Here is a 16943-nt window from a genome sequence, read left to right as displayed (position 1 = left end):
TGGTGAGAAATCAAAGTGTGGGGGTGATGCAGGCTACATGGTTGCCCCAGCCGCGCCAGATTAATCGAGAGCCGCGAAGGCACGCTCCATGCGGTCGAGTGCCTCTTCTAAGATCTCGCGTGAGGTAGAGAAATTCAACCGCGCATGGCCCGGGCCGCCGGTGCCAAAGGTATCGCCCTCATTAAGCGCTACCTTCGCATTCTCCCGCAACCACTTGGCCGGCTGCGGGTTGCCGCCGATAGCGGTATCGGCAAAATCCAACCACAGCAGGTAGGTGGCATCCGGTTTGCTGGTCTTGAGGCCGGGGATGCGCTTGGGCAGCTCCTCCACCAACCAATCGCGAGTCTCGCGCAGGTAGGCCACCTCCTCATCGAGGAAGTCGCCGCACTCGCGGTAGGCGGTCTCCGCGGCCAACACGCCCAAGGTGCCCGTGCCATCCTTGGCCACGCCAGAAAGGCAGTTCCAGGTCTGAACATCGGCCGCGTTGGAGAAAATCATCTGCGCGCACTTGAGCCCGGCGGTATTAAAGGCCTTAGACGTCGCGGTTACCGTGATGGTGCGCTCCGCGGCCGCCGCGCCGAGCGAGGCTACCGGGATATGCCGGCCCTCATAAACCAGCGGGGCGTGGATTTCATCGGCCAAGATGCGCGCGTCATACTTTTCAGCCAGTTCGACCAGGCCGGTGAGGTAGTCCTCATCCAACACGCGGCCGAGCGGATTATAAGGATTGGCCAGCAAAATAGAGCCCGCGCCCGCTTGGAAGGCGCGCTCAATATCGTCGAGCTCCAAGCTGGTCTCGATCTTCTCGCGGCCCGCGGTGCGTGGCAGCTCCAAAAGCGGTGGGTAGGAAGGAACCGGCACGATCACAGGGGAGTCCTCGCGGGTGAAGTACTGCACGCCGAGCAAGAGGCCGCGCACTACATCGCCGATCCAGAAAATATGGTCGGAGTTGGGGCGCCAGCCGTAGCGTGTGTCATAGAAATTGGCCACCGCTTCGCGCAGCCCCGAGGCCTTGGGCGATGGGGTATAGCCAAAGGTTTCCTTATCCACCATGTCTTCCAGCGCCTTCTTTACGGCGGGCGCGGTGGGGAAATCGGACTCCGCGATCCACAGCGGCAGGACGTCTTCCTCAAAGACGGTCCACTTGCGGGTTCCGCGGGCTTGCAACTCTTCTAGGCTAGGAAACTCCATGGCCATAACCATAACGCGAAGCCCGCGGCCACCCCAGCGCTTTTATGCGCTTTTATTCATCTGCGTTGTCGGCCCAGCGGGAGTCCTCTTCCGCGTCTTCGGACTCGTCGGAGGCAGAGCCGGAGACAAAGCCATACTTCTTCAACCGGCGGCGGTCTGCGGCCGAGGTGGATTGGGTGAGCTTGAGTAGCTCGGCATAAATGCCACCGGATTGTGCCAGCTCGGCCGGCGAGCCCATCTCATCAATGCGGCCGCGATCCAGGGTGATGATGGTATCGACATCCGCAATGGTGGATAGGCGGTGGGCAATTATCAGCGTGGTGCGGTCTTTCATCAGCTCATCGAGGCCGGCCTGCACGGCGCGCTCGGACTTGGTATCCAGCGCCGAGGTGGCCTCATCCAGGACCAGGATGGGCGCATCCTTGAGCATGGCGCGCGCCACGGAGACGCGCTGCTTCTGCCCGCCGGAAAGCTTCAGACCGCGCTCACCAATGACCGTGTCATAGCCGTCCGGGAAGGCTTGGATGAACTCATGGGCATTGGCCCGCTTGGCGACGTCCACGATTTCCTCCTCCGTGGCACCCGGCTTGCCATAAGCGATGTTCTCGCGAATGGTGCCAGAAAAGAGGTAGGACTCCTGGAAGACCACACCCACCGAGGCGCGCAGGCGCGAGGCGGTGAGATCGTCGACCCGATGGCCCAGTACATCCAGGTGCCCGGCCGAGGGATGGTAAAGGCCTAGCAAGAGGTTGACCAACGTGGACTTACCGCCGCCGGACTCGCCCACGAGCGCCACCTTGTGGCCCTCAGAGGCGGCGAAGGAAATATCTTCCACCACGGGCTTGCCTTCCTCGTAGGCGAAGGAGACGTGATCAAAGGAGAAGACCGGCGCGCCGGGCGTGGGCTCCAGCGGGCTGACCGGGGTGAGGTCGAGCTGCGGAGTATGTGAACCGGTGGTGGCCGCAACCAGCTCGCGCGGTGCGGTGGGCTCCAACTCTTCTTCCATGACCTTGAAGTAGTCCTTGGAACCGGCGATGGCGCGCTGGGCGGTATCGACAATCCAGCTCATCATAAAGACCGGCTGCTTCGCGCTGGAAACCATCTGCAGCAGCATGACCATATCGCCTAAGGAGAAATGTCCCTCGAGCGTGCGCCAGAAAATTACGCCGTAAATTCCCAGGAAGATAACGGCCATGGCTAGGCCACGGAAGGTATCCATCATGTGCCACCAGCGGGACTGCGGCTTGGTGGTATCGACCACGGTGCGGTAACGCTTGGCAAAGTGGGAGAGCTCGCGGGTTTCGCTCACGAAGGACTTGGTCACCTTGACCTGGCCGATGACCTCCGCGAAGCGGCCGTTGGCGACGTCAATATTCTCGTTTTTGACCGCCTCAAACTTCTGCCAGCGCTTCGAAGTCAGCGCGGTAAGCCACATATAGACCGGAAAGAGCAGGGCGAGCAGGATAGCCAGCGGCCAGTAATACCACGCGGTAATGGCCAGCACCGCGAGGGTCTGGATGATCATCGTGAAGAAGTTATTGGCAAAGGACTGCACGAACTGCGTGATATTGGCAATCGAGCGGTCCAGCCGGGCGATGATCGTGCCGGTGACCTGGTTATCGTAATAGCCCTGCGGGAGAGCCAGCAGCTTGGCGAAGTAGCGCGTGGACAAAATCTCGCGCAGGCGCGAGACCATGACATCGCCGATGTAGCCGCCGATATTGCGGAAGAGGGCATTGGCGGCGTCGGCAAGGAAAAGCGCCACTGCCAGTAACAGCACCGTGCGCAGCGCATCGCCCAGTGGGGCGTCGTTCCGCAGGGCGCCCACGATGGTATCGGTGGCCTCGCGCGTCAAAAACGGTGAGACAAGTGCAACGACCGCAGTGATCGTGGCAGCCAGCAGCACGCCTAGGTAAAAGGGCCACAGGGCGGAGGCACTGCGGGTAATGCGCAAAATGGAATTCATAAGTAGACCACACTCACTTCGAAACGGCGGTTAGTGCGCGGAATTAGGGAAGAAGACGGAGAGATTTAAGCGACTGCCCAGTATGCCACATGCGGCGTTTACGAGCGTAAATACTTAAGTTCAGGGAGGTTTAGGCTAAGGTACTTGTGCAGAAATACAACAATCTTCGCGTGCAAAGGATCCATCCACGGTGAAAATTTCCCACACACTCGGCGCGGGCGTAGTCAGCGTACTTGCCGTGACCCTGACCGGATGTAGCGTTCTCCAGCCGGAAGAAACCGGGCTGGGGGACCATATCACCGTCTCCAGCTCCGAAGAGGCCCCGTACGAGGCCAAGGACACTGACGATAAGGAAGTTACCTCCAACCTGGCCGAGCCGGTAGAGGATAAGGGCCTTGGTGTGAGCTGGGAGTTGCAGGGCGTGTATACCGATAGCAACTCCGGTGGCACCGTGGTGACCATCCTGCTCAAGAACGACAATGACGTGCCCCTGCCTGTCGACGCCTTCGATGACCCCACCCTGGAGCGCGCCGATGGCAATGGCGGCTGGGCCAAGATCAATTCCTTGCCCTATGACAAGGAGTCCGCCCCGGGCGTAGAACCCCCGGGACTCGATCATCCGCTGGGCGCGGGCGCTTCGGTCAACCTGCAGTACCGCTATGACGTGACGCCTGGCAACCTGTGGAATGCGCGTTTGCACATTGGCAACGTGACCTGGGTAGGAGACCTTAATCTATGACAGAACTTGTAGTCTTGGCCTCTGCCGCAGGTGAAGCCATCGGCACCGCTCCCAAGGCCGAAGTTCATACCACCGATACTCCGCTGCACTTTGCCTTCTCTGCCTGGCTGACCTGCGGCGGCAAGGTGCTGGTCACCCGCCGTGCGCTGAGCAAGCGCACCTGGCCCGGCGTGTGGACCAATGCCTTTTGTGGCCACCCCGCACCCGGCGAAGAGACCACGGACGCGGTGCTGCGTCGCGCTACCTTTGAGCTCGGCATTGCGCCGACAGATCTATCTGCACCGCGGCTTATCCTGCCGGACTTTTCCTATCGCGCGGTGGATTCCTCGGGCACGGTAGAAAATGAAATCTGCCCGGTATATACCGTCGAGCTTGCTGCCGACGCCGCCTGGGAGCCCAATCCCGACGAGGTCGATTCTTTCCAATGGGTTGAGCCAGAAAACCTCTTTGCCGCCGCCGATGCTATGCCCGGTGTCTTTAGCCCGTGGATGATTGACGAGCTCGCGGACAGCACGCTGCGCGCCGCGTTGTAATTTCGGCGCCCGCTACACCCCAAGCTCGTCGTCGTTATAGAAGGCCGCGGCCACATAGTCCAAGGTGGCATAGGCTAGGCGGCGCTCGCCCGTATCCAGGTCAAATTCCAGCACCTGGTGGTCATCGCCGTAGCGGGGGAATCCGGGCTCACCTGTGGTGGCATAGTGGCGCAACCACTCGTTGAGCTCGCCGGCCGGCGTAGTCTTCGCCTCCTCGTCTCCGCTGCCGCCAAAGAGCGGGTCCAACTCGGCGCAGTGCACCGCGGGCGAATCGGAGCGGGTAAATTCCATCATCCAGGTCGGTCCCGGAGCGTGCTCGGCTACCTGGGCGGTCCAGCGGCGCACTGCGGCATCACCGATGAGGCGGCCCATCGGCCGCTGCGGATCGACGTAGTGCGCCAGTTGCCGCCACTGTTTGAAACGATCGTGCGACATCCCAAACTTGGGCGAGAGGTAGCTGGTAATAAAGCCGGCCAGCGCCATTTTGTCTATGCGCTGGGCCGCGGGCATGGTGTAGAACTCATCGCGGGTGGAGGTCACCACGATGGGAATATCCGCTAGTTCTTCGGCGCGCAGTGGCGCGGGGCCCAAGGCGACGTCGAAGCGGTACTTCTTGCGGAATTTGGCATAGCCCTTGGCCAGCGATTCCGGGTCCATCTTTTCCAGGGCATGACGCGTGACCGGTACGCCTAGGGTCCGGCGCAGGTCGGTGACGCGGTGTTCAAAACGGTCGCGCGGGAATGCCGGCGAGAGTGCCAGCACGCGGCGGAAACCGCCCCGGAAGTGATCGCGGCGCGCCAGCCACAGGCTTATCGCCGCCCCGGCGGATTGGCCCACCAAGGTGATATTGGTCTTATCGCCGCCAAAGGCTTCGATATTGTCCTGGAGCCACTCCAAGGCCAAGAGACAATCATCGATGCCGCGGTAGCGGTCCGCCTCGTCGCCGTCGAAGCGCGCAAAGCCGGCCAAGCCCACCCGGTAACCCACGTTGACCTGGATTACCCCGTGGTGGGCATTCTTCGTTCCCGTTAGCCGTGAATCCTCGTGCGAGCCGTGCTCAAAGCGGCCGCCGTGAATATAGACCACGACGGGGCACTCGGCGGCATCGGCAGGCGCGGTAATGCTCAGCGCAATATCTGCTGGGTGCGGCTCGCGGGCATCCTGGTCGCGGGTGCCTTCGAGCGGCTCGGCAGGCGAGTAGGGGCTGGGGATGGTGCTATAGCGCACCGAGTGGAAATAGTGCAGGCCATCGCGGCGCACGCCGGTGATCCGGCCGGAAGCGGTGGCGACGGTAACGGGAATCTGGGCGCTCGACATGACAGCCAGATTACCGCGAGCAAGTAGGATAAGTGGCCATGGAGTGGTTGACGAGCTTGGGCAGCACACTATCGCAATTGTTGGTGCAGGCGCCCGTGTGGATTCAAATGGTCATCGTGGTGGCCATCGCCGTACCACTCATGGTGGTCATAGCGTGGTGCCTGATGTGGGCAGTTGACCGCGTGGCCAATCGAGCCGCCGGAGTGATTTCCCAGCAGCGCAGCCGCAGCACTAAGATAGACCACCATGGCTGAGGAAAATAACGAGCGCGCGCGGCAGGAGCGCGCCGAGCTGCGCGCCAACCCCCGCGAGGGCCTTTGGGACCCCGAAGCCAAGCGCGCCGGCCAGCCTTCCGCCCTGGCAGCCACACCTGGCGCCCAGCCGGCAAAGCGCAAGCGCGCCCTGCCCAAATCCCGCGTCTCTCTCACACTGTGGACGATGATCGCGCTGGTCATCGTCGTTGCCCTCATCGGCCTGTGGACCTAGGCGCGCCCACCGCCTGCCGAGGCCGGGGCCAGCGCTAGTCCTTCCGGCTGGTGGCTGCTAAGCGCTGGAAGAATTCCACCTCAGCAAGATCCTCGATAAGCAGGGCAGTGCCGTTGGTATCGCACAGCGGCACGCACCAATTGGGATAAAGCTCGTGCGTGGTGCCCGGCTGATTTTGCGCACGCACATCGCCCACCATGTCCACCAAGCTGGTGCAGGCAAGCGCCGAAGGCGTGCCCGCAATATAGCGGTGCAGCGCCACAGAGATGTCTTCCTCCTCGCCGCGGGAGGCGCGCTCGGCCGGATCCACCAGGTAATCGCGCTGCGGCAAGAGGCCTCGGTCCGCCACCGCGCCCAATACGCGGGCCTGCCATTCGATGTCATCGCGCTGCTCATCATCCACCGAGCGGGTCAGCACGCCTAAGCGCGCGCGGAGCGAAATATGATCGCCGCGCAGGTACGCCAAGGTTGGCGGCAGATCGTGCGTATTGACCGAGGACAGCGCCAGCTGGCGGTACTTCTCTTGCGGCAGCGGGGAGTAGTCATCATCGTCGCGTTCAAACCACACGATGGAGGTACCCAGCACCGCCTTCTGCGCGAGCACGTCTTGTACCCACGGCTCGACGGTGCCCAGGTCCTCACCGATGACCACCGCACCGGCGCGCTGCGCCTCCAAGGCCAAGATGCCCACCATGGCCTCAAAGTCATAGGAGACATAGGTGCCCGTCAGCGGGCTGGCCATGCGCGGGATCCAATACAGGCGGAAAAGACCCAAGATGTGGTCCACGCGCACGCCGCCGGCATGGCGCAGCACGGTGGAGAGCATCTCGCGCCACGGGGCATAGCCCGCGGCGGCCAAGCGCTGCGGGTGCCATGGCGGCTGCGACCAATCCTGGCCCTGCTGGTTATAGTCATCCGGCGGGGCACCTACCGAACATTGCGGCGCCAAGTATTCGGTGAGGTTTACAGCATCGGCGCCGCCTGGGTGCACGCCCACTGCCAGGTCGGTGACTAATCCGAGGCGCATGCCGGCATCGAGTGCGCGCTGCTGCGCGGCGGCCAGCTGCTCATCGCACAGGAACTGCAGCCAGGAATAAAAGCGCGTGAGCGTGTCCATGTCCAGGCCTTCGGCATGGCGCTGGCCCGACTGTGCCGCGGCGTCTTGCTGCGCGCACCAATACGCAAAATCGCGCAGGCCACGGCCCTCCTCGCGGGCGTAGCGCACGAAGGCCTCTTCGCGCTCCGGGGAGGGCTGGTAGTTAAAGAGCTCGCGCAGCACCTGCAGCTTGGCCTCAAAAATGGTGTCGCGGTCAATCTCCTCGGCGCTGCGATTGCGCTGGCGAAACTCCTCGGCCAGCTCGCGCACGTCATCCTGCAGGTCCTCCGGCAGGAGCTTGAGCTCCGGGATGGATTCGATGTGCAGGTAGAGCGGGTTGATAAAGCGCCGCGTGGTGGGCAGGTACGGCGAGTCCTCCACCGGCGGAAGCGGCTCGGCCGCATGCAGCGGGTTGACCAGCAAGAAATCCGCGTGCGGGGCCAACGTTTCTGCCAACTGCCCCAAAACCTGGAAATCGCCGATGCCCCAGGAGGATTCCGAGCGCACCGAATACAGCTGCGCCATCACGCCACTGATTGGGCGCTCCACAAACTCATCGGCCGTGGAAAGCCGCGCCGGGGTGATAATCAGCGGGCAGGCATGCTTGCCGATGCCCCCGGACTCCAACACCAGCTCGTGGTACCCCATGGGCAGATCGCCGGGGATGTGGAAGCTCGCCTCGCCCCACAGGGTGCCATCAACGTCAGCATCCGGGGCGTCATTGGGGTCTTGGTAGACCTCGCGGGTGCCTCCTTCCTCCAGCTCAATGTGTACGTTGGCGGCATCGCCCGCGTGCACGTGGACCACGAACCCGCGCTCTTGGCCCTGGGGTGCGACAACGCAGTGGGGTAGGGGCTGGGAGGAGCGGTCCAGGTAGTCGTCGTAAAGCAGCTGCGTGAGCGCCGCATCGTCCGGATTGTCATCGATGGCCACGCCCAAGGCGCGCAGGGTATAGGCAATAGTGTCTTCAGCGACGTGGACGGGGAAACCAGACTGGGAGGTATAGCTGGTGGCCACGCCGTGGCGCTGAGCGAGTTCTTCAAGCAAGTCGCGGGTAGTCACAGGCCACATTGTGCCACGGGGACAACGCACCTGCTGGGGAACAGATTGGTACAGTAGGCGAAGATTAATAATTAGCTGTTCGAAAGGACACCGCGTGACCCTGCAAGAAGTGCATACCCCGGCGCAATTTACTATCGAGCCGGGCGAAACCTGCCTGACCGCCCTCATGGACACCGCGAAGAAGCGCCCTCACGGCGTCATGTTCACCCGCCCGGCTAACTACGAGTGGGTCAACGTCACGGGTAAAGAATTCATCGATGAGGTCTTTGAAGTAGCCCAGGGACTTATCGCCCTAGGCGTGCAGCAGGGGGATCGTGTCGCCCTTATCTCTGCCACCCGCTATGAGTGGTCCCTGTTGGACTTTGCCATTTGGGCCGCCGGTGCCGCCTCCGTACCGGTCTACCCGTCCTCGTCCGCCTCCCAGGTGCGTTGGATCATTGAGGACTCCGGCGCCGTGCTCGCCATCACGGAAACCCGCGAGCACTCCGAGCTGGTAGAAAACCTGGTGCTGCAAGAAGACGGCGAACCCAACCTCAAGGGCTCCCCATCGCAGCTGCGTCGCGTGCTGGAAATTAACTCCTCTGCCATCGATACCTTGAAGTTCGAGGGCCGCGGCGTGGCGGCCGACGAGGTCTACGCCCGCATCAAGGCCACCTCCACCGATGACCTGGCCTCCCTGGTGTATACCTCGGGCACCACCGGTCGCCCCAAGGGCTGCATCCTGACCCACCGTAATTGGCTGGCCCAGACCCGTGGCCTGTGCACCAACCCCATCGGCATCTTCGCTGTGCCGGGCAGCCACACCCTGACCTTCCTGCCGCTGGCCCACGTCTTTGCCCGCGCGGTATCCATTGCGGTGGCCATGCGCGGCGCCTCCCAGAATCACTGGTCGGACTTTTCCACCATCTCTATCGAGTTCGCCCGCTCCCGCCCGAACGTCATCTTGGGCGTGCCGCGCGTCTTTGAAAAGGTGCGCAACTCTGCCGCCGCTAAGGCGGCCGATTCCGATATCAAGTCCCTGCTTTTTGAGCAGTCCGAGAAGGTAGCCATCGAGTACTCCAAGGCCCTGGATAAGCCGGAGGGCCCGGACCGCCTGCTGAAGGCCAAGCACAAGGTCTTTGACAAGCTGGTGTACTCCACCATCCGCAATGGCGTGGGCGGCAACGTGAACTACTGCATTACCGGTGGCTCGGCCATGGGCCATGACCTGCTGCACTGGTACCGCGGCATCGGCATCCCGGTCTATGAGGGCTATGGCCTGACCGAGGTCGCCGCCGCGGCCGCAGTGGACTTTGTGGATCAGTCCATCGGCACCGTTGGACCGCCGATGGGTGGCGTGACCTTCCGCATCAACGAGGAAGGCGAAATCTGCATCAAGGGCGATATCGTCTTCCACGGTTACTGGAATAATCCGGAAGCCACGGCCGAGGCCCTCGAGGATGGCTGGTACAACACCGGCGACCTGGGCGAGATTGATGAGGACGGCAAGCTCGTTATCACCGGCCGCAAGAAGGACCTCATTGTCACGGCCGGCGGCAAGAATGTCTCGCCCGGCCCGATGGAGGATATCTTGCGCGGGCACCCGCTTATCTCTCAGGCCATGGTGGTAGGCGATGGCAAGCCCTTCGTCGGCGTGCTGCTGACCTTGGATCCGGATATTTTGAAGCGCTGGAAGCTGGACCACAACATTCCGGAGAATCGCTCCATGCGCGAGCTGGCCACCGACCCGACCCTGCGCGCGGAGCTGCAGGATGCCATCAACCAGGTCAATGCCACCGTCTCCCATGCGGAGGGAATCAAGAAGTTCTACATCCTCGAATCTGACCTTACCGAGGAAGAAAACGAGCTGACCCCCACCATGAAGGTCAAGCGCAACGTGGTTTCGCAGCGCTATGCCGCGGCCATCGAGCACCTGTACAAGCGCTAGGCTGCGCGACGGGTACACCCGGGGGAATTCCCTCGGGTGTTTCTTTTTGCCCTGCTTGCCGACGCCCCCTTCTGCAGCTCACCCCACCATCCTCACCCCAGCGCGGGCGAACCTGCCATAAACCTGTGAATGGCTTCGGAGTGTCGCGCGCTCGCGGCGGCGGATCTCGCATAAAGTCGTGAGGCGTTACAGCAAACCTCAACCTCTACTAGAGGTTAGAAATGGGACCGTGGAAGGAGTGGCTCGAAGCCAATGCACAAAATCGCCGCCGAGCTGCGCCACCGCGAGCTTACGCAAGAGATTTACAATATCGGCGACGAAGTCGCAGAATATCTCGAGCACCTCATTGAAGCCATCGAGGATTGGGACGAAGAGCTGTGCATGGATTGCCTAGCTGAGCTTGGCGATATCGTCGAAGACGCCCGCGTTGACTCCGGCCGTTGTGTAGGCGAGCTGATGGGCCTGCGTCAGGCTTTGGTCTCCGGCGTGCGCTCCGGCACCATTTCCGCCGCTTCTTCCGGCGTGAATGACGTGGAAGAGCCGGAACAACTTACCCCGCGCCTATTGGATGAGCGATTCCCCATCTCCAAGCCCATCGTGGTGCACGAGCTGGCCGAGTCCCTGCGCTCTCGCACCCAGGCTGTGGCGGATTACCTCCGCGAGGTAGTCGAGTACGTGCTCGCGCAAACCGACGCCGTAGCCCGCAACCTCGACATGGTCTCGCTGCCACACCTGTACAAGCGCACCGGCGAGTCCGCCCTCATTGCGGTCCAAGCGTGGAAGCACACGGTGCTTGATACCCACCCGGCCTATGTCCGCACGATGCGCGGGCATAACCCACCGCAGTTCTTAGAAGAGCGCGCCCGCGTTGCCGCAGTGGTGGAAAAGGTCCGCGCTAAGCGCGAGGCGGCCCGCCGGGCTACAACTGCATAAACCCCATAGACTTCCTTGTTTCACGCAAGGGGATGTTCACGGCCACCGAGATTCCCTCTCTCGGTGGCCGTTGAAGTTTTCTGCGCTAGGTGTGATGTCCAGGGACGTTGTTGAGTCGGTCGAAGGGTACGCCGCCAATCGCAGAGTGGTGTCGGTGGTGGTTGTAGAAGTGGAGCCAGCCGGGCAGCGCCAGGCGTCGTTCGGCCTCTGAACCGTAAAACCTGGCATAGGCCCAGCCGTCCCCGAGCGTGCGGTGGAATCGCTCGATCTTCCCGTTCGTCTGCGGCCGGTAGGGGCGTGTCCGCTTGTGTCGGATGCCGAGCCGAGCGCAGAAGTCCCTCCATGCGTGGGATCTGTATGCCGACCCGTTGTCGGATAGGACTCGCTCGACGGTCACGCCTCGTTCGGCGAACCAGGCCACGGCGCGTTCGAGAACTCCCACCGCTGTGCTCGCCTGCTCATCCGACCAGATTTCTGCGTATGCGACGCGGGAGTGGTCATCGATGACTGTGTGAACGAACGCCGTCCCGGTGCGCGGCTTGTGATCTTTTCCTCGTGGTAATCCCGGAGTCGCGAGCTTGTTCCGTGCGCCTTGCTGCCGACCTACGTAACGATGTCCACCGCCGTCGGGGATGTTGCCGAACTTCGTGACATCGACATGAATCAACGATCCCGGATGAGGATGCTCATATCGCCGCAATGGCTCGCCAGTGACACGATCGATATGCGAGAGGCGGTTCACGCGGCAACGGACGAGGACCGCGTGAACAGTCGACGTCGAGAGACCAAGTCGCGCAGCGATCTGGGCTGGCCCCAGTCGAAGCCGCCAGCGCAGGTTGATGATCTTCTTCTTGACATGCTCGGGCGTCCTGCCTGGGATCCGGTGCGGCTTGCTGGAGCGATCCTGCATCCCAAACTCACCCTCTTCCCGGTAGCGGCCTGCCCATTTCCGGGCAGTGATCGGGGAGACCATGAACATCTTTGCGGCGATCGTGGCCGGATAGCCGTCTTCGACAATCAGCCGAGCTAACCGGAGACGGGCACGAGGAGTGAGAAGAGCGTTCGGATGGGTCATCAATTGGCCTCCGCCGCGGTCTTCGTAAGCGCGCGTCTGGTGAGAAGCATGATGACGAGAGCGATCGCTGTCAGCACCGAAGCGACCCAAACCGGCGCGAGCAGCCCCAGCCCGGTCGCGAGCCCGAGCGCACCAAGCACGGGCCCCGCTGCAGCTCCGATATTCAATGCTGCGGTTGCGTACGAACCGCCCATCGTTGGCGCACCCGATGCTGCATACAGCACACGCGTGATCAGAGTACTGCCGACGCCGAACGACAGGAATCCCTGAACGAGGACGAGGACGATAAGCGCAACGGGATGAGATGCGACCACTGCCAACACGATCCAGCCTGTCAGCAATAGCGGTCCGCCGACTGCGAGCACGAGGCCAGGTCGTTGATCTGATAGTCGTCCTGCGATCGTGACGCCAAGGAACGATCCGATGCCGAACATCACCAGCGCGACGGACACCCACGCTTCGGCCAAGCCCGCGGTCTCGGTCACGATGGGTGCCAGGAAGGTGAATGCCGCAAAGGTCCCTCCGTTGATCAGCGCTCCGAGTGCCATGGCCAGGATGAGCCGCGGCGTCGCCAACTGGCTGAGCTCGACACGGAGCCTTGGTGAGGTCGCGCTAGTCTCGCTCCGACCAACATTGTTCGTGACGCCACGAATGACTCCAACGGCCGCGGGAATACAGAGGATGGCGATCGCCCAGAACGTCGTTCGCCAGCCCAGCGCTGTGCCGAGCAGTGCCCCGGCGGGGACGCCCACGACGGTTGCGATCGTCGTGCCGGAGAGCAGGATCGACAGTGCACGCCCCTTCTGGTTCGCTGGCACGAGGGTAGTGGCCGTGCTCAGTGCTACGGCGAGGAATCCTGCGTTTGCGAGAGCGCTGAGCACCCGGGTGATGAGCAGGAGAGAGAACACTGGTGTCATCGCTCCGATGACGTGGCTTCCCGCGAACACGAGAAGGCAAACGATCAATGTGAGCCGCGGTGGCCAACGGCGAGCGAATGCCGCCCTCACTGGCGCGCCGACGACCGTACCGACTGCGAATGCGGAGGTCAGCAGGCCCGCAGTGCCGACCGAGACGTCAAGTTCGGTCGCGATCGCGGGGAGCAATCCCGCGAGCATGAATTCTGAAGTGCCCATGACGAAGACCGCCAGGGCAAGCATGTAAAGGGCAAAAGGCATCGAGTACTCCGAGGTGTGAGATCAAGAAATGGTTCTTCTTGTCACCACGGCCAGCGCCCCGGGTACGCCAGACATACGCCCACACAGATCGTGGGCGTCGTAACTAGTGGTTCAAGGGGCTGGCGGTGTGACCGACAACCCCTGACCTGTCTGATTCGGGACTCGACATGCCCCAAACTCTAACATGCCTTCAATGGCAAGGGCAAGCGGTCTGGACAGATACTTCTTGAATCGGCACGGTGTCATTACGGGCGGGGGCCAGAACAACGTCCCTGGACATCACAGCTAGGGCGCCCCGATTCGGGGAAGCAGTTAGGGAAATTTTAGGTTAACAGCCGTTCCATATAATTTCTGTTATGCCTGTTCAGTGGGTTGGGTTGTGTATCCAGCGGTATTGTTGCTGGATCAACCTTAAAATCTAAGTAGAAAATACTCTCAACGCGCTGTAGGGTAATTCCCGTCCAAGCGAACGCCGTGACCTAGCAGCATCCACACGCGGCGCGCGCAATCACATTCTTTAACCACATCTACAGGGAGTTAAACCATGGGCGCACGCCGAACTTCTCGCCTCATTGCCAGCGCAGTGGCCGTAGCCACCTTCTCTTCCATCACTGTTGTGCCTAACGCCGTCGCCGCCGACGACACCACCTTTGTCGAGGAAAAGACCACCGACGATACCGTTAGCCTCAACGGGATCGAATTCGATGAGAACGGCAAGCTGCTCGAGGAAAACAACGCCGGCGATAAGGCGATGGAAGAACTCGACGCAGAAGAAGACGCCGCCGAGTCCATCACCCCGTACGCAGTAGACGGCGCGGAGGAGACCGCCGAGGCTCCGGCTTCCGAGGAGTCTGCAAAGCCAACCACCCTCGAGGAACTCGCACAGACTGAGGCCTCCAACGGCGACGTCAACGTCAAGGTGGTCAAGGATGAGCAGAAGGACAAGCTTGTTTGTGAGGTCACTGATGCCCCTGACAAGGAAGGCAACATGCTCGACCTCAAGCTTGCGCTGGCTAAGGCCTTCTACGATGGCGGCGAAAAGATCCTCAAGACCGTCTGGGAGATCATCCCGGTTGTCGGCGACCTCGTTCCGGCTGATTTCATCGATAAGATTTCCGGTAAGACCTGGGACGGCATTGCCAAGCTGGTCAAGGAAGGCGAGAAGGACAAGACCGTTACCTGGGATCTCTCCCGCGCCCAGGGCATGGCCATCGGCCGTATCGATAACGCCGATGCCGACGTTGATATGAACAACCCGGATGGTGCTAAGAAGACCGTCTCCGGCCTGCTTAAGTTCGCCGACGGCGCCTTTGGCAAGGGCACCAAGGTTATCTTGAAGCTCTTTAATGCAGCCGTTACCATCGCCGGCCTGGTTCCAGGTGCGAGCGTCGCCGGCGACCTGAAGCTGAGCAAGGACCAGCAGAAGAGCATCGAAGACTCCCTGAACAACATCTCCACCGCAGCTTCCGATCTCGCGGCTGTGAACGCCCCAGCCGGCCAGCTGTGCTCCGATATGCTCAACGGCAAGAAGACCAAGGACCAGCCTGCCGAGGAGAACCCTTCCGAGGAGCCTTCCTCCGAGGAAACCACTTCCGAGGCTCCGGCTTCTGAGGATGCTACCTCTGAGGAGACCACCCCGTCTGAGTCCGCAGAAGAGACCTCCACCGAGGAGACCTCCGCTGGAGAAACGGCCACCGAAGAGCCGACCTCCGCTGAAGAAACGGCCACCGAAGAGCCGACCTCCGCTGAAGAAACGGCCACCGAAGAGCCGACCTCCGCAGAAGAAACTTCCGCTGAAGAGCCGACCTCTGAGGAATCCACCGAACCTTCCACTACCGAAGCTGCGGTTGTTCCGGGCAAAGACGGCCAGGACGGTAAGGACGGCCAGGATGGCGTAGACGGTAAGGATGGCCAGGATGGCCGCGACGGTCGCGATGGCCGTGACGGTCGTGACGGTAAGGATGGCGAGAACGGCCGCGATGGACGCGATGGTCGCGACGGCCGCGACGGCGAAGATGGCCAAGACGGTAAGGACGGCCGCGACGGCGAAGATGGCCAGGATGGTCGCGATGGCCGCGATGGCCGAGACGGACGTGATGGCCGAGACGGTCGCGACGGACGTGACGGCCGCGATGGCATCAACGGCAAGGACGCAGACATGTCTTCCGTCGCAGGGTTCTCCTTCCTGGCTGCGCTCGTAGGCGGCGGCACGGTGCTGGGCATCCTGTCCACCATTGACTACCTCTACACCCACGGCATGCTGCCGAAGAACAGCGTCCCCTGGCGCATCAACCAGTAAGACCTTCCTGTTGAGGCATTAGCTGGAAGTAGTAGAGCCTCCGCGAGCATGCGCTCGCGGAGGCTTTTTCTTATTGCGGGCGAAGTCTCGGTGGGTTCTCTTGCAAGGCATTCGCCATTACCCGCCCTTCGCGCTCACCGGCGCAGCCGACTCCGCGGCGAAAGCACCGCTGGTGAGCGCGAAGGGCGGCGGGGTAGAGGATGGCGGGAGGCAGGAAGCGTGGACTTAGGCAGAACGGGCGGCCTCTTGTCTGGCGGAGATGGTGGAAATGAGGTCGGTCAGGAAGCGAGTGGGGTGGTCGATGAGCTGTCGCGGGGTATAGCAGAGGACGGTGAAGCCGGCCTCGCGCAGACGTCGGTGGCGCTCACGCTGATGGGCAAGCGCCTTCGCGGGGATGATGTCGATGAGGTAGGCGCTGTTGATGCATAGAGCGGTCGTGATGCCAGGCAGCGCGGTGAACGGCGCCTCGAAGAACATGGGCCAGGGGAAATCGGCCTCAATGATAAGGGCGCGGGCGAAAGACTCGTAGGGAGAGCGGGAAAGAGCAGAGGCGTGGTGGATCACGGCGCGGACGATGCGGCTATTGCGCACCCGGCCCATGCGGGCGAACTCTTCCTTGAGGTCTTCTCGGCTGAGGCCGGAGCGCAAAGCGGAATCGGCGGCGATGAGGCCGTCGGTGAAGCCGTGGTAGCGGGCGACGTCGATAACCGCGCGGGCCTTGGAAACGCATCGGGTGCCGTCCACGAGGACGGGCTCGGGAAGGGAAGCCTTGCGGTAGATGCGCTCGGGATGGCGGCGGTCCTTGTGGGGAAGCGTATTGGTGGGAAGGGACATTTCAATCTTTTCCTCGGCCGTGGCGATGACCCACAGTCCGTGCACGCGGGCGGCGGACTTGGAGATGAGCACCGCGGTATAGGCGCTGCGGGCGGCGGCGATGGCGCGCAGGCGCAGCTGGGAGGGGAAGTCGAGGCAATGGTAGTGATCGCGCTGGACTGCGATGCGTGGTGCGAGTTTGAGGTACGTGCCGTTTTTCAGGTCGGTCCAAAAGGTGGGGTGGTTGGTGCGGATGGAGTCGATATTGGTCAGTGGTGGTGTCATGACTCCTAGGAAAGGGCACGCTGTCGGCTGGTGCGAGGAGGTGGCG

15 protein-coding genes are annotated in these 16943 nt (G+C 62.1%); 7 read left to right on the top strand and 8 right to left on the bottom strand.

Features of this window, described 5'->3' with window-relative positions:
- Positions 1-60: 60 nt before the first annotated feature.
- Together QP965_RS04150 and QP965_RS04145 are read right to left on the bottom strand one after the other, a co-directional pair.
- Positions 61-1191, bottom strand: coding sequence for a MalY/PatB family protein (locus QP965_RS04150; RefSeq protein ID WP_284844241.1), 1131 nt, complete (start codon positions 1189-1191; stop codon positions 61-63).
- Positions 1192-1243: 52 nt separating this feature from the next.
- The gene (locus tag QP965_RS04145) at positions 1244-3157 is read right to left on the bottom strand and encodes an ABC transporter ATP-binding protein (RefSeq protein WP_284844242.1); all 1914 of its coding nucleotides are present in this window, start codon (positions 3155-3157) and stop codon (positions 1244-1246) included.
- Positions 3158-3347: 190 nt separating this feature from the next.
- On the opposite strand from QP965_RS04145, the gene QP965_RS04140 reads away from it, so the two are divergent.
- Positions 3348-3896, top strand: a complete 549-nt coding sequence (locus QP965_RS04140) for a hypothetical protein (protein ID WP_284768905.1) — start codon at positions 3348-3350, stop codon at positions 3894-3896.
- On the top strand, positions 3893-4429 hold the full coding sequence (gene idi, locus QP965_RS04135; RefSeq protein WP_284844243.1) for an isopentenyl-diphosphate Delta-isomerase: 537 nt from the start codon (positions 3893-3895) through the stop codon (positions 4427-4429). Before QP965_RS04140 ends, idi begins: the two co-directional genes overlap by 4 nt.
- Positions 4430-4441: 12 nt before the next feature.
- Here idi and QP965_RS04130 read toward each other — a convergent pair whose 3' ends face one another.
- Positions 4442-5746: a carboxylesterase family protein gene (locus QP965_RS04130; RefSeq protein WP_284844244.1), complete on the bottom strand. Its 1305-nt coding sequence runs from the start codon at positions 5744-5746 to the stop codon at positions 4442-4444.
- 38 nt (positions 5747-5784) lie between these two features.
- On the opposite strand from QP965_RS04130, the gene QP965_RS04125 reads away from it, so the two are divergent.
- Both QP965_RS04125 and QP965_RS04120 read left to right on the top strand, forming a co-directional pair.
- Positions 5785-6000 carry a hypothetical protein gene (locus tag QP965_RS04125; protein WP_284844245.1) on the top strand — a complete coding sequence of 72 codons (216 nt, stop codon included), beginning with the start codon at positions 5785-5787 and terminating at the stop codon, positions 5998-6000.
- Positions 5993-6232, top strand: a complete 240-nt coding sequence (locus QP965_RS04120; RefSeq protein WP_284844246.1) for a hypothetical protein — start codon at positions 5993-5995, stop codon at positions 6230-6232. Before QP965_RS04125 ends, QP965_RS04120 begins: the two co-directional genes overlap by 8 nt.
- A 34-nt stretch (positions 6233-6266) precedes the next feature.
- On the opposite strand, the gene malQ is transcribed toward QP965_RS04120, so the two are convergent.
- Positions 6267-8390 (bottom strand): 4-alpha-glucanotransferase, encoded by a 2124-nt coding sequence (gene malQ / locus QP965_RS04115; RefSeq protein ID WP_284844247.1) that lies wholly within the window; start codon positions 8388-8390, stop codon positions 6267-6269.
- A gap of 94 nt (positions 8391-8484) precedes the next feature.
- Between malQ and QP965_RS04110 the strand changes: the two genes are divergently transcribed.
- Positions 8485-10317, top strand: coding sequence for an AMP-dependent synthetase/ligase (locus QP965_RS04110; protein WP_284844248.1), 1833 nt, complete (start codon positions 8485-8487; stop codon positions 10315-10317).
- A gap of 252 nt (positions 10318-10569) precedes the next feature.
- Positions 10570-11250: a hypothetical protein gene (locus QP965_RS04105; protein WP_005324183.1), complete on the top strand. Its 681-nt coding sequence runs from the start codon at positions 10570-10572 to the stop codon at positions 11248-11250.
- A gap of 85 nt (positions 11251-11335) precedes the next feature.
- Here QP965_RS04105 and QP965_RS04100 read toward each other — a convergent pair whose 3' ends face one another.
- The 3 genes from QP965_RS04100 to QP965_RS11525 are packed head-to-tail and all read right to left on the bottom strand — an operon-like array spanning position 11336 to position 13575.
- Positions 11336-12325 (bottom strand): IS481-like element IS5564 family transposase, encoded by a 990-nt coding sequence (locus QP965_RS04100; RefSeq protein ID WP_011113072.1) that lies wholly within the window; start codon positions 12323-12325, stop codon positions 11336-11338.
- Positions 12325-13500, bottom strand: a complete 1176-nt coding sequence (gene cmx / locus QP965_RS04095; RefSeq protein ID WP_284844249.1) for a chloramphenicol efflux MFS transporter Cmx — start codon at positions 13498-13500, stop codon at positions 12325-12327. Before cmx ends, QP965_RS04100 begins: the two co-directional genes overlap by 1 nt.
- Before the next feature lie 21 nt (positions 13501-13521).
- Positions 13522-13575 (bottom strand): chloramphenicol resistance leader peptide, encoded by a 54-nt coding sequence (locus QP965_RS11525; protein ID WP_011113070.1) that lies wholly within the window; start codon positions 13573-13575, stop codon positions 13522-13524.
- A gap of 469 nt (positions 13576-14044) precedes the next feature.
- Between QP965_RS11525 and QP965_RS04090 the strand changes: the two genes are divergently transcribed.
- Positions 14045-15799, top strand: a complete 1755-nt coding sequence (locus QP965_RS04090; RefSeq protein WP_284844250.1) for an ICP22 family protein — start codon at positions 14045-14047, stop codon at positions 15797-15799.
- Between the two features lie 225 nt (positions 15800-16024).
- Here the strand turns inward: QP965_RS04090 and QP965_RS04085 are convergent, their stop codons facing one another.
- On the bottom strand, positions 16025-16897 hold the full coding sequence (locus QP965_RS04085) for a hypothetical protein (protein ID WP_284844251.1): 873 nt from the start codon (positions 16895-16897) through the stop codon (positions 16025-16027).
- Positions 16898-16943 lie beyond the last annotated feature (46 nt).

Source organism: Corynebacterium sp. MSK074 (assembly GCF_030229735.1).
Taxonomy (GTDB): Bacteria; Actinomycetota; Actinomycetes; order Mycobacteriales; family Mycobacteriaceae; genus Corynebacterium.
Note: the sequence above shows the minus strand (reverse complement) of the source record. Positions and strands in the feature narration are given on the sequence as shown.

Bases quoted from the DNA above. Each gene is read 5' to 3' on its own strand.
- QP965_RS04150 (WP_284844241.1), bottom strand. From the start codon at position 1,191: ATGGAGTTTCCTAGCCTAGAAGAGTTGCAAGCCCGCGGAACCCGCAAG.
- QP965_RS04145 (WP_284844242.1), bottom strand. From the start codon at position 3,157: ATGAATTCCATTTTGCGCATTACCCGCAGTGCCTCCGCCCTGTGGCCC.
- idi (WP_284844243.1), top strand. From the start codon at position 3,893: ATGACAGAACTTGTAGTCTTGGCCTCTGCCGCAGGTGAAGCCATCGGC.
- QP965_RS04130 (WP_284844244.1), bottom strand. From the start codon at position 5,746: ATGTCGAGCGCCCAGATTCCCGTTACCGTCGCCACCGCTTCCGGCCGG.
- QP965_RS04125 (WP_284844245.1), top strand. From the start codon at position 5,785: ATGGAGTGGTTGACGAGCTTGGGCAGCACACTATCGCAATTGTTGGTG.
- QP965_RS04120 (WP_284844246.1), top strand. From the start codon at position 5,993: ATGGCTGAGGAAAATAACGAGCGCGCGCGGCAGGAGCGCGCCGAGCTG.
- QP965_RS04105 (WP_005324183.1), top strand. From the start codon at position 10,570: ATGCACAAAATCGCCGCCGAGCTGCGCCACCGCGAGCTTACGCAAGAG.
- QP965_RS04100 (WP_011113072.1), bottom strand. From the start codon at position 12,325: ATGACCCATCCGAACGCTCTTCTCACTCCTCGTGCCCGTCTCCGGTTA.
- cmx (WP_284844249.1), bottom strand. From the start codon at position 13,500: ATGCCTTTTGCCCTTTACATGCTTGCCCTGGCGGTCTTCGTCATGGGC.
- QP965_RS04090 (WP_284844250.1), top strand. From the start codon at position 14,045: ATGGGCGCACGCCGAACTTCTCGCCTCATTGCCAGCGCAGTGGCCGTA.
- QP965_RS04085 (WP_284844251.1), bottom strand. From the start codon at position 16,897: ATGACACCACCACTGACCAATATCGACTCCATCCGCACCAACCACCCC.